Origin of the sequence: Isoalcanivorax indicus, from assembly GCF_003259185.1 — a bacterium.
GTDB classification, from domain to species: domain Bacteria; phylum Pseudomonadota; class Gammaproteobacteria; order Pseudomonadales; family Alcanivoracaceae; genus Isoalcanivorax; species Isoalcanivorax indicus.
Genome location: NZ_QGMP01000001.1, coordinates 955,774 through 978,514, shown reverse-complemented (window position 1 = coordinate 978,514; position 22,741 = coordinate 955,774). Strand labels below are relative to the sequence as shown.

At 63.8% G+C, this 22,741-nt stretch carries 20 protein-coding genes; all 20 read right to left on the bottom strand.

What is annotated here, in order from left to right:
- Nucleotides 1-2: 2 nt before the first annotated feature.
- Nucleotides 3-686, bottom strand: a complete 684-nt coding sequence (locus tag DKW65_RS04540) for a protein-L-isoaspartate(D-aspartate) O-methyltransferase (protein WP_111656149.1) — start codon at nucleotides 684-686, stop codon at nucleotides 3-5.
- Nucleotides 683-1,711 carry a tRNA pseudouridine(13) synthase TruD gene (gene truD, locus DKW65_RS04535; RefSeq protein WP_245932390.1) on the bottom strand — a complete coding sequence of 343 codons (1,029 nt, stop codon included), beginning with the start codon at nucleotides 1,709-1,711 and terminating at the stop codon, nucleotides 683-685. The genes DKW65_RS04540 and truD overlap by 4 nt, the downstream gene beginning before the upstream one ends.
- Nucleotides 1,708-2,202, bottom strand: a complete 495-nt coding sequence (gene ispF, locus DKW65_RS04530; protein WP_111656148.1) for a 2-C-methyl-D-erythritol 2,4-cyclodiphosphate synthase — start codon at nucleotides 2,200-2,202, stop codon at nucleotides 1,708-1,710. Before ispF ends, truD begins: the two co-directional genes overlap by 4 nt.
- Complete coding sequence (gene ispD / locus DKW65_RS04525) at nucleotides 2,199-2,903, bottom strand: 2-C-methyl-D-erythritol 4-phosphate cytidylyltransferase (protein ID WP_111656147.1); 705 nt, start codon at nucleotides 2,901-2,903, stop codon at nucleotides 2,199-2,201. Before ispD ends, ispF begins: the two co-directional genes overlap by 4 nt.
- Nucleotides 2,890-3,222 carry an FtsB family cell division protein gene (locus DKW65_RS04520; protein ID WP_111656146.1) on the bottom strand — a complete coding sequence of 111 codons (333 nt, stop codon included), beginning with the start codon at nucleotides 3,220-3,222 and terminating at the stop codon, nucleotides 2,890-2,892. The genes ispD and DKW65_RS04520 overlap by 14 nt, the downstream gene beginning before the upstream one ends.
- Nucleotides 3,219-4,511: a phosphopyruvate hydratase gene (eno, locus tag DKW65_RS04515; RefSeq protein ID WP_111656145.1), complete on the bottom strand. Its 1,293-nt coding sequence runs from the start codon at nucleotides 4,509-4,511 to the stop codon at nucleotides 3,219-3,221. The genes DKW65_RS04520 and eno overlap by 4 nt, the downstream gene beginning before the upstream one ends.
- A 17-nt stretch (nucleotides 4,512-4,528) precedes the next feature.
- The gene (gene kdsA / locus DKW65_RS04510) at nucleotides 4,529-5,386 is read right to left on the bottom strand and encodes a 3-deoxy-8-phosphooctulonate synthase (RefSeq protein WP_111656144.1); all 858 of its coding nucleotides are present in this window, start codon (nucleotides 5,384-5,386) and stop codon (nucleotides 4,529-4,531) included.
- 2 nt (nucleotides 5,387-5,388) lie between these two features.
- Entirely contained in the window at nucleotides 5,389-7,032 is a 1,644-nt protein-coding gene (locus DKW65_RS04505; protein WP_111656143.1) for a CTP synthase, read from the bottom strand.
- Between the two features lie 255 nt (nucleotides 7,033-7,287).
- On the bottom strand, nucleotides 7,288-8,625 hold the full coding sequence (gene tilS / locus DKW65_RS04500; RefSeq protein ID WP_111656142.1) for a tRNA lysidine(34) synthetase TilS: 1,338 nt from the start codon (nucleotides 8,623-8,625) through the stop codon (nucleotides 7,288-7,290).
- Between the two features lie 17 nt (nucleotides 8,626-8,642).
- On the bottom strand, nucleotides 8,643-9,614 hold the full coding sequence (locus DKW65_RS04495; protein WP_111656141.1) for an acetyl-CoA carboxylase carboxyltransferase subunit alpha: 972 nt from the start codon (nucleotides 9,612-9,614) through the stop codon (nucleotides 8,643-8,645).
- A gap of 112 nt (nucleotides 9,615-9,726) precedes the next feature.
- Entirely contained in the window at nucleotides 9,727-13,233 is a 3,507-nt protein-coding gene (gene dnaE / locus DKW65_RS04490) for a DNA polymerase III subunit alpha (protein ID WP_111656140.1), read from the bottom strand.
- Nucleotides 13,226-13,876 carry a ribonuclease HII gene (gene rnhB, locus DKW65_RS04485; protein WP_111656139.1) on the bottom strand — a complete coding sequence of 217 codons (651 nt, stop codon included), beginning with the start codon at nucleotides 13,874-13,876 and terminating at the stop codon, nucleotides 13,226-13,228. The genes dnaE and rnhB overlap by 8 nt, the downstream gene beginning before the upstream one ends.
- Nucleotides 13,873-15,027, bottom strand: a complete 1,155-nt coding sequence (lpxB, locus tag DKW65_RS04480; protein ID WP_111656138.1) for a lipid-A-disaccharide synthase — start codon at nucleotides 15,025-15,027, stop codon at nucleotides 13,873-13,875. The genes rnhB and lpxB overlap by 4 nt, the downstream gene beginning before the upstream one ends.
- The gene (gene lpxA / locus DKW65_RS04475) at nucleotides 15,027-15,794 is read right to left on the bottom strand and encodes an acyl-ACP--UDP-N-acetylglucosamine O-acyltransferase (protein WP_111656137.1); all 768 of its coding nucleotides are present in this window, start codon (nucleotides 15,792-15,794) and stop codon (nucleotides 15,027-15,029) included. The genes lpxB and lpxA overlap by 1 nt, the downstream gene beginning before the upstream one ends.
- Nucleotides 15,795-15,803: 9 nt before the next feature.
- On the bottom strand, nucleotides 15,804-16,241 hold the full coding sequence (gene fabZ / locus DKW65_RS04470) for a 3-hydroxyacyl-ACP dehydratase FabZ (RefSeq protein ID WP_211315783.1): 438 nt from the start codon (nucleotides 16,239-16,241) through the stop codon (nucleotides 15,804-15,806).
- A gap of 109 nt (nucleotides 16,242-16,350) precedes the next feature.
- Nucleotides 16,351-17,361 carry a UDP-3-O-(3-hydroxymyristoyl)glucosamine N-acyltransferase gene (gene lpxD / locus DKW65_RS04465; RefSeq protein WP_111656135.1) on the bottom strand — a complete coding sequence of 337 codons (1,011 nt, stop codon included), beginning with the start codon at nucleotides 17,359-17,361 and terminating at the stop codon, nucleotides 16,351-16,353.
- A gap of 4 nt (nucleotides 17,362-17,365) precedes the next feature.
- Nucleotides 17,366-17,866, bottom strand: a complete 501-nt coding sequence (locus tag DKW65_RS04460; protein ID WP_162925697.1) for an OmpH/Skp family outer membrane protein — start codon at nucleotides 17,864-17,866, stop codon at nucleotides 17,366-17,368.
- 24 nt (nucleotides 17,867-17,890) lie between these two features.
- Nucleotides 17,891-20,239, bottom strand: a complete 2,349-nt coding sequence (gene bamA / locus DKW65_RS04455) for an outer membrane protein assembly factor BamA (RefSeq protein WP_111656133.1) — start codon at nucleotides 20,237-20,239, stop codon at nucleotides 17,891-17,893.
- Complete coding sequence (rseP, locus tag DKW65_RS04450) at nucleotides 20,236-21,558, bottom strand: RIP metalloprotease RseP (RefSeq protein ID WP_211315741.1); 1,323 nt, start codon at nucleotides 21,556-21,558, stop codon at nucleotides 20,236-20,238. Before rseP ends, bamA begins: the two co-directional genes overlap by 4 nt.
- A complete protein-coding gene (gene ispC / locus DKW65_RS04445) occupies nucleotides 21,552-22,739 on the bottom strand; it encodes a 1-deoxy-D-xylulose-5-phosphate reductoisomerase (protein ID WP_111656132.1) in 1,188 nt (395 codons plus the stop codon). The genes rseP and ispC overlap by 7 nt, the downstream gene beginning before the upstream one ends.
- Nucleotides 22,740-22,741: the final 2 nt, after the last annotated feature.

Genomic DNA, 22,741 nt, shown 5'->3' with positions numbered 1-22,741 from the left:
GGTCAGCGCAGAATGCCACGCTGGAAGGGCACAAATCGCACCGCATCCAGGCGCGTGACACGAAAATCATCGCCGTGGCGGTCCACCACGGTCAGCCACTGCTGGTCCTGTTCTCCCACCGGCATCACCAGTCGCCCGCCATCGGCCAGCTGCGCCAGCAGGTCATCGGGGATATCCGCCCGGCCACAGGCCGCCAGAATGCCGTCGAACGGCGCTTCGGAGGTCCAGCCCAGACCACCGTCCGCGTGGCGCAACTGGACGCGGGCCAGCCCCAGCGACAGCAAACGTCGACGTGCCTGCTCCTGCAGCGGGCGAATCCGCTCTACGGAATAGACGTCCGTGCACAGCGCGGCCAGGATAGCGGTCTGGTAGCCACTGCCGGTGCCCACTTCAAGGACCTTGCGCGGCACGCCGGGTTCAATCAGGAGTTCCGTCATGCGCGCCACCACCCAGGGCTGGGAGATGGTCTGCCCGTGGCCGATGGGCAAGGCGGTATCGTCATAGGCCTGGTGTGCCAGGGCCTCTTCGATGAACAGATGACGGGGGGTGCTGCGGATCAGGTCCAGCACCCGCACGTCGCTGATGCCCTTTTCGCGCAAGCGGCTGACCAGTCGCTCGCGTGTGCGTGCTGAAGTCATACCAATTCCGGAACGATTCACTTCCGTCACGTTGTTCCCCACCCTCATGTATTCCCGAACGTCAGCAGCTCCGCCAGCACCGTGGTCGCAAAGGCACCGGCGGGCAGCGTCATCCCCAGACGCAGTATGCCCGCCACGGCCTCCTCTGGCAGTTGCCAGCTGAAATCCTGCACCGGCAGACGTGTGGCGCGGCGCGCGCCTTCCACCCGATGCGCGGCCAGGGCATCGATCAGGGGGGCGTGCTCTGCCAGCACGGCGGCCTCCAGTGCGGCACAGGCGCCTGATGATGCCATGCCGTCGGCACCGGGCATAGGCGCTGTCGGATGCACTTCACCAGCGGTCAGGCGCGCGGCGGCATCGCTGTCCTCATCCGCCAGGAACAGGCCACGTCGCCCGTCGGGCTGCAGGATATCGCCCGTCAGCAACTGGTTCCAGCAGCCCTGACGCACCCGTTCCGCCAGCACCTGATTGAACAGCTCGCTACGCACCGCCGACAGCCACAGGCTGCGCAGGGCGGGTTTGCGCGGGGCCTCGCCGTCGCCCAGGAGCCAGTCCCGGGCGCGGCTGAAGTTGTCGCCATGACGGCCGAAGCGTTGCTCGCCGAAATAGTTGGGCACGCCCTGGGCGGCCACCGCCTCAAGGCGTTGCAGCAGAGTCGCGGGGTCGGCTTCCAGATCGCGGATCACGAGTTCGAAGCGGTTGGCCCGGTGGGTACCGCGATTGAGTTTGCGGCTGTGCCGTGCGGCGCCCAGCAATGTCACGCCCTCGGGCAAGGCATCCAGGGCGGGGTCGGGCTTGCCCGGCAGGTGCAGGCTGAACCACTGTTCGGTCACCGCCACACGGTCCTTGAGGCCGCTGTAACCCACGGCGCGCAGGGGCAGGCCCGCCAGGCGCGCCAGGGACAGCGCCAGATCCGCCGTATTCAGGCCACGTTTGCGCAGATGCAGCCACAGGTGCTCGCCCTGCCCGTCCGGCGCCACCGCCATCACTTCGCTGACATGGAAATCCTCGGGGCTGGCCCGCAACCGGCCCTGCCCCACCGGGCCGCCATGGGCACGCGGCAAGGTGCTCACGGTGCGGCCGCCGTCGTCGCCTGCAACAGCACCACCGCCATCACGGCAATGCCCTCCTCGCGGCCGGTAAACCCGAGCTTTTCGCTGGTCGTGGCCTTCACCGATACGGCACCCGGGGCACAGTGCAGCAGCCCGGCAATACGCTCGCGCATGGGCTGGATATGCGGCGCCATCTTCGGACGCTGGGCAATGATGGTGATGTCGGCATTGCCGAGGCGGTAGCCACGGGCCTGGATCTGCCGGTACACCTCGCGCAGCAACACGCCGGAATCCGCGCCCGCCCAGCGGTCATCCGTGTCCGGAAAGAAATGGCCGATATCGCCCAGGGCCAGCGCACCCAGCAAGGCATCCGCCAGCGCGTGCAGCGCCACGTCGCCATCGGAATGCGCCTTGAGGCCATGATCGTGGGGGATACGCACGCCACCGAGCATCACATGATCGCCCGGGCCGAAGGCATGCACATCAAAGCCCTGGCCGATACGCAGGCTCATGCGTCCTCCTGTTGCGCCAGATAGAAAGCGGCCAGCGCCAGATCTTCCGGCACCGTCACCTTGATATTGTCAGCCCGTCCCAGCACCAGCACAGGCTGCCAGCCCCGGGCCTCCATGGCCGAGGCCTCGTCGGTGACCTGCAAGCCGTTTGCCAGGGCAGCCTGCAGCGCCTCACGCAGGGCGCCCAGCGGGAACAGTTGCGGGGTCAGGGCACGCCAGATGCAGCTGCGCGGCAAGGTGGCGCTGATGCGGCCCTCGGCGTCCGCCTGCTTGACGGTGTCGGTGACCGGCGACGCCAGTATGGCCCCCTGCTCGCCGCAGGCGTCCAGCAGCCGGTGAATATCGGAGACCCGCAGGCACGGTCGCGCCATGTCATGCACCAGCACCCAGTCGTCATCCCGCGCCCAGTCGGCCAGGGCCTGCACGCCACGCAGCACGGAGTCGGCCCGTTCGGCGCCGCCGATGGTGGTGCTGACGCGCCGCTGGCGCGCCACTGGCAGCGCCGACCACCAGGGGTCATCCGCCGCCACGGCTACCATGACGCGCTCGATACGGGCGCAGGCCAGCAATCGATTGACAGTGTGCTCAGCCAGGGTGCGGCCATCCAGGGACAGGTACTGTTTCGGCAGGGCAGCGGCCATGCGCGTGCCGCTGCCGGCGGCAGGCACCAGTGCAAAGACCCGAGCATCAGCGGGCAGCATCGGCGTCATCCTCGGCGTCGGTGCCGCCACGTTGGCCGTCCAGCACCAGATAGAAGGTTTCACCGTCGCGGATCATGCCAAGATCGCGACGGGCAATTTCCTCGATCTTGTCGAGGCCCGATTTCAGATCGGCCACATCTGCCGCCATCAGGCGGTTACGGTCGGCCAGCTTCGCGTTGTCCTGTTCCATCGCCTGCACCTGCTTGCGCAGGCTGGCGGCGTGCCGCAGGCTGCCTTCGCCGAACCACAGCCGTGCCTGCAAGCCAAGCACGGCCAGCAACAGCAGGCCGGTCAGCAAGGTCACGACACGCCGGTTCACGCCAGGAACCGGAATTCCTTGCGGCCATGGTAGGCCGCACGACCCAGCTCTTCCTCGATACGGATCAGGCGGTTGTACTTGGCCACACGGTCGCTGCGGCACAGCGAGCCGGTCTTGATCTGCCCGGCGGCCGTCGCCACGGCCAGGTCAGCGATGGTGGTGTCGGCGGTTTCGCCACTGCGGTGTGAAATCACCGCCGTGTAGCCTGCGTCTCTCGCCATCTTGATGGCCGCCAGGGTTTCGGTCAGCGAACCGATCTGGTTGAACTTGATCAGGATCGAGTTGGCGATGCCTTCATCAATGCCGCGCTTGAGAATTTCGGTGTTGGTCACGAACAGGTCGTCACCGACCAGCTGCACCTTCTTGCCCAGGCGATCGGTCAGCACCTTCCAGCCTGCCCAGTCACTCTCGTGCAGACCGTCTTCGATGGAGATGATCGGGTAACGGCCGCACAGCTCCTCCAGATAATCGACAAACTGCTCGGCAGACAGGCTGCGGTTCTCACCGGCCAGCACGTATTGGCCGTCCTTGTAGAATTCGCTCGCGGCACAGTCCAGCGCCAGGGTGATGTCGTCACCGAGTTTGTAGCCGGTCATGCCAATGGCTTCGACGATGGCTTCCAGCGCCGCTTCGTTGGACGGCAGGTCCGGCGCGAAGCCGCCTTCGTCGCCCACCGCGGTATTCAGGCCGCGCTTCTTGAGCACGCTCTTGAGGGCATGGAACACTTCCGCGCCACAACGGATGGCTTCCGCCATGGTCGGCGCACCCACCGGCTGAATCATGAACTCCTGGATATCGACATTGTTGTCGGCATGCTCGCCGCCATTGATGATGTTCATCATCGGCACCGGCAAGCTGTAGGCGTTGTCGTCATCCTGCAAATCAGAGATGTATTCGTACAAGGGCTTTTTCTGTACCGCCGCCGCGGCCTTGGCGGCGGCCAGGGATACCGCGAGGATGGCGTTGGCGCCCAGGCGGCCCTTGTTCTCGGTGCCGTCCAGCTCGATCATCGACTGATCCAGCGCGGCCTGCTCGGTCACATCACGGCCCAGCAACAACTCACGGATTTCCGAGTTGACGTTGCCCACGGCTTTGGTCACGCCCTTGCCCAGATAACGGGCCTTGTCGCCATCACGCAGTTCCAGCGCTTCGCGCGAGCCGGTGGACGCACCGCTGGGCGCACAGGCCGAGCCCATGGCACCGGATTCCAGCACCACATCGGCTTCGATGGTGGGGTTGCCACGGGAATCGAGAATCTCGCGGGCCTTGACGTCAACAATCCTGGACATGTCAGTGTCTCCGGTTTTCAGCGGTTATCGAAAGCAGGCAGGTTCTTCACCAGATCGTCCACTGCTTTCATCTGTTCAAGGAAAGGTTCGAGACGGTCCAGACGCAGTGCGCAGGGGCCATCACACAGGGCCGCATCCGGGTCAGGATGCGCTTCGAGAAACAGGCCGGCCAGCCCCTGGCTGAGGCCGGCGCGGCCGAGATCGGCCACTTGCTGGCGCCGCCCGTCGGCGGAATCGGCGCGGCCACCGGGCATCTGCAAGGCATGGGTCACGTCGAAGAACACCGGGTAGCCGAACTGCTTCATGATGCCGAAGCCGAGCATGTCCACCACCAGGTTGTTGTATCCGAAGCTGCTGCCGCGCTCACACAGAATCAACTGGTCATTCCCGGCCTGCTGGCACTTGTGCAGGATATGTCCCATCTCACGCGGCGCCAGAAACTGCGGCTTCTTGATATTGATCAGGCGGCCGGTTTTCGCCATGGCCACCACCAGATCGGTCTGCCGCGCCAGAAAAGCGGGCAGTTGCAGTACATCCACCACCTCGGCCACCGGAGCGGCCTGAAAGGGTTCGTGCACATCGGTCAGCACTGCGCAGCCAAAAGTCTGCTTGATCTCGGCAAAGATCCGGAGCCCTTCTTCCATTCCCGGACCACGGTATGAATCCAGCGACGACCGGTTGGCCTTGTCAAAAGACGCCTTGAATACCCAGGGTATACCGAGCTTTTCAGTCACGCGGGCATAATGCTCGGCCACACGCAACGCCATGTCGCGGGACTCCAGCACGTTCATGCCGCCAAACAGCACGAACGGATGCTGGTTGCTCACCGGAATATCACCGATGTGCAAGGTTTTTTGCGAAGCAGTCTGCGACATGATTACTCCGTGTGGGCGCTGGTACGCTCACGCTGGGCCAGCGCCGCTTCCACATAACCCCGGAACAGGCCGTGGCCATCGCGCGGCGTGGAGGTGAATTCCGGGTGGAACTGGCAGGCCACGAACCAGGGATGGTCTGGCACTTCCACGACTTCCACCAGTTCGCCATTGGTCGAGCGGCCGGCGATACGCAGGCCCGCTTCTGTCAGCCGGTCGAGGTAGTTGTTGTTCACCTCGTAGCGGTGCCGATGGCGTTCGATGATGCGTGTGGCACCGTAACACCGGGCCGACAATGACGCGGGCTCAAGCACACATTCCTGGCCACCCAGACGCATGGTGCCGCCCAGGTCAGACTCTGCGGTGCGCTGTTCGACATGGCCGTCACCGGCGATCCATTCCGTGATCAGGCCCACCACCGGTTCGGTGGTATCCGGCTTCAACTCGGTGGAATGGGCACCGCTGATCCCGGCCACATGGCGGGCAAACTCGATCACCGCCAGCTGCATCCCCAGGCAGATGCCCAGGTATGGCACCTTGTTCTCGCGCGCATAGCGGATCGCCATGATCTTGCCTTCGGTGCCGCGGTCGCCAAAACCGCCCGGCACCAGCACCGCATCCAGATGCGCCAGGATACCGGTGCCCTTGCGCTCCACGTCCTCGGCATCGATGTATTCGATGTTGACCCGCGAACGGGTGGCGATACCGGCATGGGTCAGCGCTTCGTTCAATGATTTGTAGGCATCGGCCAGCTCGATGTACTTGCCGACCATGCCGATGGTCACATCCTGGATCGGGTTCAGCTGCGCTTCCACCACACGATCCCACTCGGCCAGATCCGGCGCCGGGGAGTCGAGAGCGAATTTCTCGACCACGAAATCATCCATGCCCTGCTCATGCAGTACGCGTGGCACCTGGTAGATGGTCTTGCAGTCCGGTGCAGAAATGACGGCCCGCGCTTCCACATTGGTGAACAGGGAAATCTTTTCCCGTGCCCCGCTGGGAATCTCGTGATCGGAACGGCATACCAGCATGTCCGGTTGCAGGCCGATGGAGCGCAGCTCTTTCACCGAGTGCTGGGTCGGCTTGGTCTTGATCTCGCCGGCCGAGGCGATCCAGGGCACCAGGGTCAGGTGTACCAGCAGGGACTTGCTGGAGCCCAGCTCGATGCGCATCTGACGCACGGCTTCCAGGAAGGGCAGCGACTCGATGTCACCGGCCGTCCCGCCGATCTCGACGATGGCGATATCGGCCTCACCGGCGCCCTGATGGATTTTCAGCTTGATCTCGTCGGTGATATGCGGAATCACCTGAACGGTGGCCCCCAGGTACTCACCACGACGCTCCTTGTCCAGCACGTCCTGATAGACGCGGCCGGTGGTGAAGCTGTTGCGGCGCGACAGGCGGGTGCGGATGAAACGCTCGTAGTGGCCCAGATCCAGATCGGTTTCGGCGCCGTCCTCGGTCACGAACACTTCGCCGTGCTGGTAGGGACTCATGGTGCCCGGATCCACGTTGATGTAGGGATCCATCTTGAGAAGGGTTACCGTCAGCCCGCGGGCTTCCAGCAGTGAGGCCAGGGACGCAGAGGTGATCCCCTTGCCCAGTGATGACACTACCCCGCCTGTGACAAAAATAAATCGCGTCATGCGCTCACCGCTGCCAGTCCCGGAATGCCATGTCCGACCCGCAGGGCGTGCAGGCGGTGACGTGTTCCGGGCAAAAAATTAAAAACCCGGCGCCATCCACTGAAATACGACCGGGCGGCGGAAAACTGCGGCCTTTTCACCGGATTATGTCAGAGGATTGCACTGGGTCAGGACGGGAGTAAATGCTAACAGAACACCCCGACGGTCACAATCAGGAATGCGCCGCTCGGGCGGCTCCGGGGGCAGCCGGGCGCCCTACCAGGAGAGACACCAGGCGGGCTCGCCGGGGGCCAGTGACAGACCATCAGCCAGTCCGGCGCCGGGCGCCGCCAGCACTTCCGGCGGGCCCGCCGCATCGGCCAATACCACCGGCAGACGACAGCGTTCCCACGGAGGAATGCCAGCGACCCGCCAGAGCTCGCGCAGATCACGGTGCATGCCGCCCTGATACAGGCGAGCGCCACGGGGTGCCGGGCCCACCAGCACCCGCCTCAGATGGCGCGGCAGGTACAGGGTCTTCGAGTCAGGACGGCCCGCGGTCTCGGCTGCCGCAGCCGTGCCCGCGCTGACCCGCACCGTCACCGGACCCAGCGAGGCCGCCGAGGCGTCCGCCAGCACCAGGGGTAACGGCCCGCAGATCGGCACACGCGCTGCCGTGGGCAACAGGTAAAGCCCGTCCCGGAAACGCAGGAACGCCGCCTGCGGCCAGACGACTTCCGGCATGCGGTCTTCTGCCGCCCCCGGCAGTTCATCGATCACCCGCTGCAGGAAACGCTCTGCGGGCACCTGCAGGCCCTCCGCGCGCAGCCAGCCGTGCAGCAGGTTACGTTGACGCTCTGCGGGCAGCCGGGCGAAGCCGGACAGGTCCAGGCTGCCATCCGGGCGCCTCAGCGCCGCCCGGTCGGTACTGGCCAGGTGATCCAGCATCACCGCAGCGTCGCCCTGCCGACGGGCATTGCGACACAGGGTCTCCACCAGCGCGGGCCAGCGCTGGTGCAATACGGGCATCACCGTGTGGCGCAGGAAGTTGCGATCAGCGATCTGCTCGGCATTGGTGGGATCCTCCACCCAGTTCAGCTCCCAGTCGGCGGCCACAGCGGCCAGTTCGGCCCGACTGACCTCCAGCAGGGGGCGCAGCAGGCGGCGCCCGGCAAACTGACTGTCCGCCGACATGGCCGCCAGCCCCGCCGGACCAGCGCCGCGCAACAGACGCAGCAACAGGGTTTCTGCCTGATCGTCAGCGTGATGTGCCAGCAGCAGGGCACCGTCTTCCGGGGTGTTCCTGATCAAGACGTCCCGGCGCACCTCACGGGCCCGGTCTTCCAGATTCGAGCCGGACGCCACCGCCAGCATGACCAGCTCGAAGCGTACGCCCAGGGCAGTACATTCGCGGGCACAGTGTGCCGGCCAGTCCTGCGCCGCAGCCTGCAGACCATGCGCCACATGCACGGCCCGCAGGCGTGCACCGAAACCGGCACGCACCAGGCCATGTAACAGCACCGTGGAATCGAGACCGCCGCTGAAGCCAAGCACCAGCTTGCCCGGCACGTCAGCCAGGTGACGGCGCAGCAGTTCGGCGAGGTCAACCGTCATGGGAGGGGGCCGGCGGCTTATTCGTCCGCCGGCGAGGTGCTGAAGTTGCCGTAGGACACCAGCCGCTCGTAGCGGCGACTGATCAGGCTGTCGGCATCGTAGGCACTCAGGGCTTCCAGCTGCGTCAACAGGCTGCGGCGCAACCGGTCTGCGGCCAGATCATGGTCGCGGTGGGCGCCACCCAGGGGTTCCGGGATGACTTCATCCACGATGCCCAGTTCGTGCAGACGCTCCGCCGTCAGACCCATGGCCTCGGCGGCTTCCGGCGCCTTGTCGGCGCTGCGCCACAGGATCGAGGCACAGCCTTCGGGGGAAATCACGGAATAGGTGCTGTACTGCATCATCTGCAAGTGGTCGCAGACGCCAATGGCCAGCGCGCCGCCGGAACCGCCCTCGCCCACCACCGTGGCAATGATCGGCACCTTGAGGCTGGACATCACCAGCAGGTTGCGGGCGATAGCCTCGCTCTGGCCGCGCTCTTCGGCATCAATGCCGGGGAACGCTCCGGGCGTATCAATAAACGTCAGGATCGGCATGCGGAAACGCTCGGCCATCTCCATCAGCCGCAACGCCTTGCGGTAACCTTCCGGTTTCGGCATACCGAAATTGCGGCGCACCTTTTCCTTCACATCGCGGCCTTTCTGGTGGCCGATGATCATCACCGGGCGCCCTTCCAGACGACCGATGCCACCGACAATGGCGGCGTCGTCGGCAAAGGTCCGATCACCATGCAGCTCATCGAACTCATCGAAGATGCGTTTGACGTAGTCCAGCGTGTAGGGGCGACGCGGGTGCCGCGACAGCTGGGAAATCTGCCACGAGCTGAGATTCTTGAAGATGCTCTCGGTCAGAGCGATGCTCTTTTCCTGGAGCTTGCTGATCTCCTCGGAGATATTGACCTCGGCACCATTGCCCACGAGGCGGAGATCCTCGATTTTCGCCTCAAGATCGGCGATAGGTTGTTCGAATTCGAGGAAACTGGGGTTCATTCCTGGACCTCTTGTCAGCGCAGACCCCGGAGTTTAGCGGGAACACCCGGCAAACGTCGACCGCCGGGTCGCAGCGGCTGGTTTCAACTTGTTTCTGACAGCCCTGTGGCCATCAGTACTCTATGCGTACCGCCTGCTCACCGAAACGGTTGCGCAGGTCTTCCAGCAAGGCCTGTTCGGGCCGGATTTTCCACTCTTCGCCCAGCCACAGCAGGCCGCTGCCACGCGGGTGCTTGAGGCGCACCGCCACCGGGCAACCCCCGCCCCGGAACGGCGACAGGGCGCCACGCAGCAACTCCGGCAAGCGCGCCTGCACCTCGGCATCCAGGGTCAGGCGGCGGGCATAGGCCGCCCGGGCCTGGGCAATATCCATGATCTCATCGGCCACCACGCTGAAACCGCCGGTGTAGTCATCGTTGCGCACCGCGCCCTTGATCACCAGCAGTACATCCTTCTGCACCATGTCACCGAATTCGGCAAAGGTGCGGCCGAACACCGACACTTCGACCCGGCCGGTCTTGTCATCCAGCGTCAGGAAAGCCATGCGGTCGCCGCTCTTCTTGCTGCGGGTAATGCGCATGGCCACCACCAGACCGGCCACCGTGGCCGCCTCGCCCTTGCCGGTGGGGGTCAGGGCGTTCAGGCGCGCCGTGACAAAACGGTTCACCTCGCCTTCAAACTGATCAATCGGGTGCCCGGTCAGAAACAGGCCCAGCGTGTCTTTTTCGCCGTTCAGCCGCAGGTCGTCATTCCACGGGCGTGCCTGCTTCCAGGCCACCGGCGGCGCACTCTCCGCCGGATCACCGCCCCCTCCGAACAGATCCCCCATGCCAGCTTCGGCATTGCGCGCCACCTGCTCCGCTGCCTGGCTGGCATCTGCCAGCGACGCCATCAGTATGGCCCGGTCACGGAAGTCGCCCGTCGGCCCCAGCTTGTCCAGCGCCCCGGCGCGCACCAGCGCCTCCATGGAACGCCGGTTCATGCGTTTCATGTCCACGCGGCGACAGAAGTCGAACAGGTCGTCGAAGATCACGCCTTGCTCGCGGGCACTGACGATGGCCTCGATCGGCCCTTCACCCAGTCCCTTGATGGCACCCAGCCCGTAAACGATGTCGCCCGCCTCATTGACGGTAAACCGGTAGCCGCAACTGTTCACATCCGGCGGCAACACCTTCAACCCCATGGCATGACATTCATCGATGAAGGTCACCACTTTGTCGGTGTTGTGCATTTCCGCCGAAATCACGGCGGCCATGAACTCGGCCGGGTAATGCGCTTTCAGCCAGGCGGTCTGGTAGGCCACCAGCGCATAGGCCGCCGAGTGCGACTTGTTGAAGCCGTACCCGGCAAACTTTTCCACCAGATCGAAAATCTTGATGGCCAGATCGCCATCCACGCCCTTGTCGCGCGCGCCAGACTCGAAAATCTCGCGCTGCTTGGCCATCTCCTCGGGCTTTTTCTTGCCCATAGCGCGGCGCAGCAGGTCAGCGCCGCCGAGCGAATAGCCCGCCAGCACCTGGGCAATCTGCATCACCTGTTCCTGGTACAGGATGACCCCGTAGGTAGGTTCCAGGATCGGCTTGAGCCACTCATGCTGGTATTGCGGGTCCGGGTAGGCCATCGGCTCACGGCCATGCTTCCGGTTGATGAAGTTGTCCACCATGCCCGATTCCAGCGGGCCGGGGCGGTACAAGGCCACCAGAGCGATGATGTCTTCGAAGACATCGGGCCTGAGCTTCTTGATCAGCTCTTTCATGCCCTGGGATTCAAGCTGGAAGACGGCGGTGGTTTCCCCTTTCTTCAACAGCTCGAAGGAAGGCGGGTCTTCCAGCGGAATATCTTCAATGCGCAGCGGCCCTTCACCGCTGCGGGCACGCTTGACGTTGGCGGCTTTCACTGCCCAGTCGATGATGGTCAGCGTCTTCAGCCCGAGGAAGTCGAACTTCACCAGGCCCGCGGATTCGACATCGTCCTTGTCGTACTGGGTGACCAGGCTCTCGCCTTCATCATCGCAATGCAGCGGCGCAAAATCCGTCAGCTTGCCGGGGGCGATAACCACGCCGCCCGCATGCTTGCCCACGTTCCGGGTCAGGCCTTCCAGCTTGAGGGCCATCTCCCAGATTTCGTTGGCCGATTCCTGATCGCTGTTGCCACTGTCCTGCAGGAAGTCACGCAGCACGTCTTCCTGTTCCAGCGCCTTTTCCAGCGTCATGCCCGGTGTGGGCGGAATCATCTTCGACAGACGGTCAGCCAGACCATAGGGCTTGCCCTGCACCCGGGCGACGTCACGCACCACCGCCTTGGCGGCCATGGTGCCGAAGGTAATGATCTGCCCGACGGCCTCGCGGCCATACTTGTCGGCCACATAGGCGATCACGCGATCGCGCTTGTCCATGCAGAAATCGACATCGAAGTCGGGCATGGAAACCCGTTCGGGATTCAGGAAGCGTTCGAACAGCAGATCGTATTCAATCGGATCGAGATCGGTAATTTCCAGCGCGTACGCCACCAGCGAGCCGGCACCGGAACCCCGACCCGGCCCCACCGGCACTTCGTTCTCCTTGGCCCAGCGGATAAAGTCCGAAACGATCAGGAAGTAACCGGGAAACCCCATCTGATTGATGATGTCGAGCTCGAACTGCAAACGTTCATCATACTCGCGACGGCGCTCGGCATAGTCCGGCGCCTGCGCATCCAGAATGCTGGCCAGTCGTTTTTCCAGCCCTTCGCGCGACACCTGTTCGATGTACTGCTCGATGGTCTGGCCATCGGGAATCGGAAAGTCCGGCAGGTAATTCTTGCCCAGCTCGATATCCAGCGAACAACGGCGCGCGATTTCAACGGTATTCTCCAGCGCCTCAGGCAGGTCACTGAACAGCTCGGCCATTTCCGCTGCCGTTTTCAGATACTGCTGGTCGCTGTACTTGCGTCCGCGACGCGGATCATCCAGGGCATCCCCGTCGTGAATACAGACGCGCGCTTCATGCGCTTCGAAGTCCGAGGCCTTGAGAAAACGCACGTCATTGGTGGCCACCACCGGCAGACCCAGCTCGGCCGCCAGCGCCACACTTTCATGCAGGCAATCTTCATCACCGGGGCGGCTGGTGCGCTGCACTTCCACGTAAAAGCGATCACCGCAGCGCTGCTGGTAGTCCCGGGCCAGCGCACGCGCCTCCTCCTGCTTGCCGCCCAGCAATAACTGCCCCAGCTCACCATGACGGGCACAGGACAACAGGATCAGGCCCGGGTGCAGTTCCTCCAGCCACTCACGCTTGACGATGGCGCGGCCGCGCGACTGATTGTGTTGCCAGGCGCGGGAAATCAGCAGGCGCAGATGGTGGTAGCCCTCGCTGTTCATCACCAGCACGCTGATACGCGCCGGCTCCTCCAGATATCGGCTCTCCAGCCACAGGTCGGCACCGGCAATGGGTTTGATGCCAGCGCCCTGGGCCGCCTTGTAGAACTTGATCAGGCCGAACAGATTGGAGTCGTCCGTCACGGCCACGGCGGGCATCCCGTCCGCGACGCACTGCCTGATCAGCGGTTTGACCCGCACCACGCCGTCCACCAGGGAATAGTCAGTGTGCAGACGCAGATGGATGAATGCCGGTTCAGACAAGAGTGCGATCCTCGCTCAGACAGCGGCTTACCGGGCCAAAGGAACGCCGGTGTTCCGGCAGCGGCCCGAATCGTTTCAATGCTGCCAGATGCACCGCTGTGGGGTAACCCTTGTGACGATCAAAGCCGTATTCCGGATGCCGGGTATGCAATACGGCCATCTCGTCGTCACGGGCCACCTTGGCAAGAATGGACGCCGCGCTGATGGCCGGAATACGACCATCCCCCTTGACCACCGGCTCGGCAGGCAGGCCGAATTCCGGCGCCCGATTGCCGTCCACCAGCACGGCATCGGGTCTCAGGCCAAGCCCGGCCACGGCACGCTGCATGGCCACCAGCGTGGCCTGGAAGATATTCAGGTCATCAATCTCTGCCGCTTCCGCCCGACCCAGGCTCCAGGCCAGCGCCTGTGCCCGGATCTCGGCCGCCAGCACGGTGCGGCGCTTTGCGGTCAACCGTTTGCTGTCCGCCAGACCGGCAATCGGCCGGGCCGGGTCAAGGATGACGGCCGCCGTCACCACGGCGCCCACCAAGGGGCCACGCCCCACCTCATCCACACCGGCCAGTCGCATCTGCGGGTGCCAGGCGAACCGGGTCGGCTGCCAGACCTCGGCCAGCACGTATTCGGCAAACGGGTGCGTCATGCCGACTCCTCGTTCACCAGCGCCGCCACCGCTGCCGCCGCACGCTGGCTGGCGTTCTGCCGCAACTGCTCATGAATACGGGTGAATTCGGCTTCCAGCGCCGCGATGCGTTGCGGCGCATCGAACCAGCCACGCACCGCGTCCGCCAGCGCCTGCGGCGTCATGTCGTTCTGCAGCAACTCGGGAATCAGGGGCGTGGAGGACAACAGGTTAGGCAGCGCGATGTTTTCCAGCGACACCAGACGGCGGGCAATGGCGTAGGTGATGCCCCCGACCCGATAGCCCACCACCATGGGTTTCTTCAGCAGGGTGCCTTCCAGGGTCGCCGTGCCGGAGGCCATCAACACCGCATCGGCTGCGGCCATCACGGTGCGGCTCTGGCCGGCCACCAGTCGCACCTGATCGCTCAGCCCGGCCTGCTGCAAGGCCGCGCTGATCTCCGCCTCGCGCTCCGCTGTCGCTGCCGGAATCACGACCGTCAGGGCCGGGTCGTCGGCACGCAACAGGGACACCGCCGCCAGAAAGTCCGGCAACAGCTTGCGCACTTCGCCGCCGCGACTGCCCGGCAGGACGGCCAGTACCCGGCCGGTTTCGGGCAGCCCCAGGCTGGCCCGCGCACCAGCGATATCCGGATGCATCGGGATCATGTCCGCCAGCGGATGACCGACAAAGGTCACCGGCAGGTCATGCTCTTCGTAGAAGCGTGCCTCGAACGGCAGCAGGGTCAGCATATGATCGATCGCTGCCTTGATGCCCTTGATGCGCCCCTTGCGCCAGGCCCACACGGAGGGGCTGACGTAATGCACCGTGCGCAGCCCCTGATCGTGCAGAGGCCGCGCCACGCGCAGGGTAAAATCGGGAGAGTCGATGGTGATGACCACCGCAGGTCGCTCACGCAGCAGCGTATCCACCAGCAAACGGCGCAGGCGAAACAGCTCACGCAGGCGCGGCAGCACCTCGGTCAGCCCCATCACCGACAGGCGCTCCATGGGAAACAGGGATTCGCCCCCGGCCGCCTGCATCTCGGGGCCACAGACACCGATGAAGCGCGCCCCGGGGTAGCGCTCGCGCAGCGCCCGGATCAGGCCTGCACCAAGAATATCGCCGGACATCTCGCCGGCGATGATGGCAAACAGTGGCCCGGCGGCCATCAGCGGGTAATGCCGCGCTCTGAATGGCGCAGCGAGTCGACAAACAGACGCAACTCGGGGCCTTCCGGCAAGGTGTCCAGCTCAGCCAGCGCCTGTTCCAGGGTATTACCCTGGCGATAGACGATCTTGTAGGCCTTGCGCAGCAGCGCGATCACCTCGGCAGACCAGCCCCGGCGACGCATGCCTTCGAAGTTCATGCTGCGCGCAGCGGCCGGGTTGCCACCCACCATCACATAGGCCGGGATGTCCTTGAGTACCAGGCTGCAACCCGCTGTCATGGCATAGGAGCCGATACGGCAGAACTGGTGAATGCCGGTCATACCGCCAAGGATGACGCCATCACCGATATGCGCGTGCCCGGCAATGCCGCAGGTATTGGCAAAGATATTGTCGTTGCCGATCATGCAATCGTGCGCCACATGCACACCGACCATCAGCAGGTTATTGTTGCCGATGCGGGTCAGACCCTGATCCTGAATGGTCCCGCGATGAATCGTGACGTGCTCGCGAATCACGTTGTTGTCGCCAATCTCCAGCGCCGTGGGTTCGCCCCGGTACTTCTTGTCCTGGCAGGCTTCCCCCACCGAAGCAAACTGGAAAATACGATTGTCCCGGCCAATGGTCGTCGGCCCCTGTACCACCACATGGGGACCGATCACCGTGCCGGCACCAATCTTCACGTCCGGGCCGATAACGCTGTAAGGGCCTACCTGGACATCGGCCGCCAACTCGGCGCCGGAATCAATTATCGCGGTCTGATGTATCATTGTTATGGGCTACCCGATTTTCTGCTCTGCCACCAGCGTTTCAGCGCTGGCGACCAGCTTGCCGTCCACCCACGCTTCACAGCCGAATTTGAGAATATTACGACGCACTGCCAACAGGGTAGCACGTAACTCGAGCTGATCCCCCGGCACCACAGGGCGTTTGAAGCGCGCCTTGTCAGTACCCACCAGCAAGTAGTTGTAGCCGTCCGCCGGACGCTTGCCCGCAGTGATGAAGCCCAGCACGCCCGCAGCCTGGGTCATGGCTTCAATGATCAGCACACCCGGCATCACCGGCTCGTGCGGAAAATGGCCATTGAAATGGGGCTCATTGCAGGTGACGTTCTTGATCGCCACCACACGCTCTCCTGGCACCAGCTCGATGACCCGATCCACCAGCAGGAAAGGGTAACGTTGCGGGAGGTATTCCTTGATTTCATTGATCGTCATCATAAGCATCTATACCGGTGGTGTGGCGGCAGGCCGAACCACTGCGGAACCGTCTTCATGGGCAAACGGAAGAAGCGGCGCCAATGCGCCGCTTCGTGAAAACACCCGGTCAACCGTCGCCCTTTTCCAGGCGTTTCACACGCCGGAACAGATCATCAAGTTGCCGGAATCTGGCCGCATTCTTGCGCCAGCGATCCTGACGATCGACCGCCAGGCTGGAACCATAAGTGCCGGGCTCGCTGATGGACCGGGATACCAGTGTCATACCCAGTATGACCACCTGATCACCGATCTCGAGATGCCCTGCGAGGCCCGCGGCCCCACCGATCATGCAGTAACGTCCGATCCGTGTACTGCCGGACACACCGACCTTGCCGGCCAGCGCCGTGTGCTCGCCGATCACCACGTTGTGGCCGAGATGAACCTGATCGTCGAGGATGACGCCATTGCCGATCGCGGTGTCCTCAATGGCACCCCGATCAATCGTCACATTGGCCCCGATTTCGACATCGGCGCCAATGCGCACGCCGCCGACCTGGGCAACGCTGTGCCAGCGGCCCTCGGCGAAGGCGTAGCCAAAGCCATCAGCCCCGATTACCGAACCCGCGTGTATGATAGTGCGCGGACCCACTGTCACGCCATGGTAGATTGTAACATTAGGGTAAAGACGCGCCTGCTCGCCGATCTCGCTGCCTGCCCCGATCACCACGTTGGCCATCAAGGTCGCGCCTGCGCGGATAACAGCGCCCGCTTCCACCACCACATTCGGCCCCACGGACACATTGTCTTCCAGCTGCGCATCGGACGCGATTACAGAGGACGGATGTACACCGGGTGCCATCACCGGCGTGGGATCGAAATGGTGACTGACCCGCGCAAAGGCGAAATACGGATCCTTCACCACCAGTGCTGCCACCGGACACGCCTCCACAGCGGCCTCGGTGCACAGCACCGCTGCAGCGCGGGTGGCGCCCAGTTGAGCGCGGTAACGGGGATTGGCGAGAAACGTGAGCTGATCAGGGCCCGCTGACTTCAACGTACCGAGGCCACGCACTGGCGTGGCCCCGTCTCCGTGCAGCGTAGCGCCCAGCTCGTCGGCAAGCTGTGCAAGCGTGATCACGGTGTCACTTCATCCGGTTCAGGCGCTGGGTCACCTCACGGGTGATATCCAGCTCCGGTTTCACGTAGACCATGGCCTGAGCACTGATGACCATATCCAGCCCCTTGTCCTTGGCCACCGCTTCAATGGCCTGGAGCAGTTTCGGCTCCATGCTTTCCAGCAGCTCCTGACGGTCATTGTTCACGCGGCGCTGCAGGCTCTGCTGCAATGTCTGGAACTCCAGGCCCTTGGCCTCGCGCTGATCGGTCAGGTTCTCACGCTCCTGACGCGACATGGTCATGCCATCGCGCTGCAGACGTTCCTCGATCTTGCCAATATCCTCGCGCAGCGTACGCAGGCGACGGCTCTCGGTTTCCAGAGAAGATTCCAGTCGCGCATTGCGCGCCTTCACTTCATCCGTTTCGATCAGGGCCTGCATCGGGTCGATGACCGCAATCTTGTCCTGTGCCATCCCCGCCAGTGGCAACATCAGTGCCAGAAAAATAAGTGCCTTCATTGTTTTCATCATCGTCTCCTGCAATAGCCTGCCTCAGAACACCTGCCCCAGCGAGAACTGGAAGAACTCGGTGTCATCACCGGACTGCTTGTTCAGCGGCCGGGCAAAGTTGAAGCTGAGCGGCCCGATGGCCGTCAGCCAGGTGAGGCCGACACCCGCAGCATAGCGGATTTCATCGGCATCAAAGTCAAAGCGTGCGTTTTGCACCTCGGTTTCAAATACCTGCCCACCATCAAGGAACAGGAAGGTGCGCACATTGCGACTGTCCGGCGCAAACGGCGTCGGGAAGATCAGCTCCAGGCTTCCTTCCACCAGGAAGTTACCGCCCAGGGGATCCGGATCCGGATCCTGAACCGGCGGATTCTGGAACTCGAAGATCGCCGCCGGAGATCTGACCCCGAGACTGCGCGACCGATAACCGCGCACCGAGCCGATGCCACCGGCATAGAAGTTCTCGAAGAACGGCAGCACCCGCTCGTCGCCATAACCGTCACCATACCCGATATCGCTGCGCGCGCGCAGTGTCCAGTTACGGGCCATCGGGAAGTAGCGCTGGCCAGACCAGGTCAGCTTGTAGAACAGATAGTCACTGCCCGGCACCGAGGCCTCGATACCGGCGCGCTGTGACCAGCCGCGATCCGGCAGAATACCCCGGTTCAGCGTGCTCTTCTGCCAGGAGGCATTGGCCTTCAGGAAGTTGAACTCATAGCCCTTTGCCTCGAGGAAACGCAGGATATCGATGGCAACGAAATCACCCACCGTGATATCGATATTGTCGACGCCCACACCGAAATCAAGCCGTGATGTTTCCGAAATCGGATAGCCGAAATTGACCGCGCCGCCCAGTCGGTCTGCGGCATACGACGCCACCACCGCACGGCCGAAGTCGATCTTCGAATAGTAGAGATTGAAGCCGCGACTGACCCCGTCCAGTGTGTAGTAGGGGTTGAAGTGCGAGAAGCTGTAACTCTCACGAATATCACTGCGGCTGATGGCGAAAGAGACCCGGTTACCGGTACCCATGAAGTTGTTCTGGCTGACGCTGGCACCGAAGATGGCCCCGCTGGCCTCGGAATAACCGATATTGGCGCCAATGGAGCCGGACGGCTGCTCTTCCACCGTAAAGTCCACATCCACCAGATCCTCGGCACCCACCACCCGCGGCGTGTCGGCATCCACCAGGCCGAAGTAACCGAGCCGTTGCAGTCGCTGGCGTGACAGGTCGATCAGCGCCGTATTGGCGGGCGCCCCCTCGAACTGACGCAGCTCGCGGCGCAGCACTTCGTCCTGGGTCTTGACGTTGCCACTGAAGTTCACGCGGCGCACATACACCTTGCGACCCGGATCCACGTAGAAGGTGATGTTCACCGTCTCGTCGTCTTCGTTCACTTCAGGGAAATCATTAACCTGGGCGAAGGAATACCCCTCATTGCCCAGCCGCCGCGTCAGCAGGTCTGCGGTATAGGTCGCCAGTTGCTGGGAGAACACCTGGCCTTCCTGGATCACCAGCAATGGCGTCAATTGATCTTCATCAATGGGAATATCACCGGCCAGCTCCACATTGCCGACACGATAGCGCTTGCCCTCGTCCACATTGATGGTGATGTACACCTCGCTGCGATCCGGGGTCACGCCCACCTGGGTGGATTCCATGGAAAAGTTGATATAGCCCCGGTCGAGGTAATAGGAGCGCAACCGCTCCAGATCACCGGACAGGCGCTCGCGGGAATAGCGGTGACGGCTGCCAAACGGCCAGAACGGGCGGCGAGGACGCAACTCGAAAATGCCGCGCAGCTCGCGGTCGCTGAAGACTTCATTGCCGACAATATTGATATCGCGAATACGCGCCGGGCTGCCTTCGTAAATATCGATATTCAGTGCCACCCGGTTACGCGGCAACGGCACGGCTTCGGTTTCAATCTGGGCGTCGTACCGGCCCTGAGCCACGTACTGACGCTGCAACTCGCCGGAAATCATTTCCAGCGTCGCCCGGCGGAACACTTCCCCCTCTGCCAGGCCCGCGTCACGCAGACCCTGGCGCAGGGCATTCTCGTCAATCGAGCGATTGCCCTTGATCTCGAGGCGCGCCACAGAGGGCCGTTCCGACACCAAAACCACCAGCTGATCGCCGTCGCGACCGATCTGCACATCCTCGAAATCGCCGGAAGCGTACAAACGGCGGACAGCCTCGGCCACTTCGGCCGTGCCGACCATGTCGCCGGACTGGATAGGCAACGCCGAGAACACGCGATCCACCGGCAGGCGTTGCAGCCCCTCGATGCGGACATCACTGACACGGAACCGTTCGCTGGCTACCGCCGCCTGAAAAATCGCTGTCCCCGCCAACCAGGCGCAAGCCAGAATTACTAACACAAATCTCATGCAAACTGCCGCATCAGGTCGTTGTAGATGGCGAGGCTCATGAGGCCGAAGACGACCATCATGCCCAGTCCCTGTGCGGTCGCCAGAAAGCGCTCCGACAGGGCCTTGCCGCGAATCATTTCAACCAGCGAAAACACAATCCAGCCACCGTCCAGCATCGGAATCGGAAGCAGATTGATAATGCCGAGGCTGACGCTGAAAAAGGCCAGAAACATCAGGAAGGTCAATATCCCGATAGCGGCGGTCTCCCCCGCTGCCTGGGCAATGGTGATCGGTCCACCGAGGGTTTTCACCGACAGATCACCCGTTATCATTTTGCCTATCGCGCCGAGGATCATACTGGTCTGCTGGCCCAGACGCGAGACAGCGGCCGGAATCGCTTCCACCGGCCCATAGCGAATCTCGCGCAAACCGCCCAGCATGACGCCCGCGCGACCCAGTGTCCGGCCATCCACCTCAACGGATTCCGGCACCAGCGTCAGACCCAGGGTTCGAGTGCCACGACGCACTTCAAGTTCCAGCGTCTGTTCCGGCGCCGCGCTGACCATCGCCACCCAGGCACTCCAGTCAGCGACCGGCTCGCCATTGACACTCAGCACCCGGTCACCGGCCTGCAACCCGGCCCGCTCGGCCGCCCCGCCAGGCAACACGTCACCGACGCGCGCCTGCAGGGAGCGCGGCGTGACACCCAGCGCCTCCAGCAACGGCCGTTCCGGGTCCCGGGACCAGTCCGCTACGGGCAGCGCCACGGCGCGCTCCACACCGTCCTCGCCACGCACACCGATGTCCACGGTGCCGCGCTCGCCGACATGGTGCAGCATGGCCATGCCGAACTGCTCCCAGGTCTGGATATCCCGGCTGCCGACCCGCAGCAGCTCGTCATCGGCGCGCAGGCCCGCGCTGGCGGCCGCGGAGTCCGGGGCCACCTCACCCACCACCGGCGCCATGCCGGTCTGCCCACCCATCAGGATGATCCAGTACAGGAACACCGCCAGAATCAGGTTGGCCGCCGGCCCGGCGGCATAGGTGACGATGCGTTGCCAGGGCGGCTTGGCGGAGAATTCCTCGCGCTCCTCACCGGGTGCAATCTCGCAATCACGGCGATCCAGCGGCTTGACGTAGCCCCCCAGAGGAATGGCGCTGATCACGAAATCGGTGCCGGTGCGCTTGCTGCGCCAGGACAACAGGCGCGGGCCGAAGCCGATGGAAAAGGTGAGCACCCGCACGCCAAAGGCGCGCATGGCCAGGTAATGCCCGTACTCGTGGATGGCCACGATGATCAGGATAGTGACCGCAAACGCCAACAGCGTACTCAACATGCCCCGACCCTCTCGCCTATCAGTGTGCGGGCCACATCCCGGGCCAACGCATCTACGGCCATGACAGCCTCCACATCCGGACAGCGCGGTGTGGCGGTTTGTTCCAGCACCGCCTCGACAACCGCCGGAATACCATTGAAATCCAGTCGCCGGTCGAGAAATGCCGCGACCGCCTCTTCATTGGCGGCGTTCAGCACCGCCGTCGCCACCCCACCGGCCTGCATGGCTTCACGGGCAAGGCGCAAACAGGGGAAACGGGCCTCATCCGGCGCCTCGAAATGCAGCCCTGTCAATCGGGTGAAATCCAGCCGCTCGGCGCCGGAGCGGATCCGTTCCGGCCAGGCCAGCGCACAGGCAATCGGGGTTCTCATGTCGGGCGTACCCAGCTGCGCCAGCACGGAGCCATCGTCATACTCGACCATGGAATGCAGCACGCTCTGTGGGTGCACCACCACTTCCACCTGAGCGGGCGTGACGTCAAACAGCCAGCAGGCCTCGATCAGCTCCAGCCCCTTGTTCATCAGGGTGGCGGAATCCACGGAAATCTTCGGCCCCATGCACCAGTTGGGGTGCTGCACGGCCTGCTCGGGGGTCACCCGGGCCAGTGCGTCGGCATCCAGGGTGCGGAAAGGCCCGCCCGAGGCGGTCAACAGCAGACGACTGACCCCCTGCATGCGCTGCGCGCCGATGGGCAGGCACTGGAAGATGGCACTGTGTTCGGAGTCCACCGGAATCAGCTCGGCCCCGCTGGCTTTCACCGCGTCCATGAACAGGGCGCCGGTGACCACCAGCGCCTCCTTGTTGGCCAGCAGTATGCGCTTGCCGGCATCGACGGCCGCCAGCGTCGGTCTGACGCCTGCCGCCCCGACAATGGCCGCCACCACGGTATCCACGGCGTCAGCGGCCGCCACCTGGCACTGGGCCTGCGGCCCGGCCAGCACCTCGGTCTGTGATCCGGCGGCGCGCAGATGGCCGCGCAGGCTCTCGGCAGCCTGCTCGTCCGCCAGCACCGCATAGCGCGGTTGCCAGCGCAGACACTGTTCGGCCAGCAAGGTCCACTGGCTGCCTGCCGTCAGGGCGAAGACGCGGTAGCGTTCCGGGTGCAGCGCCAACACATCCAGGGTCTGGGTGCCGATGCTGCCGGTGGACCCGAGGACCGTGACCTGCTGCACCGCCGCCATGC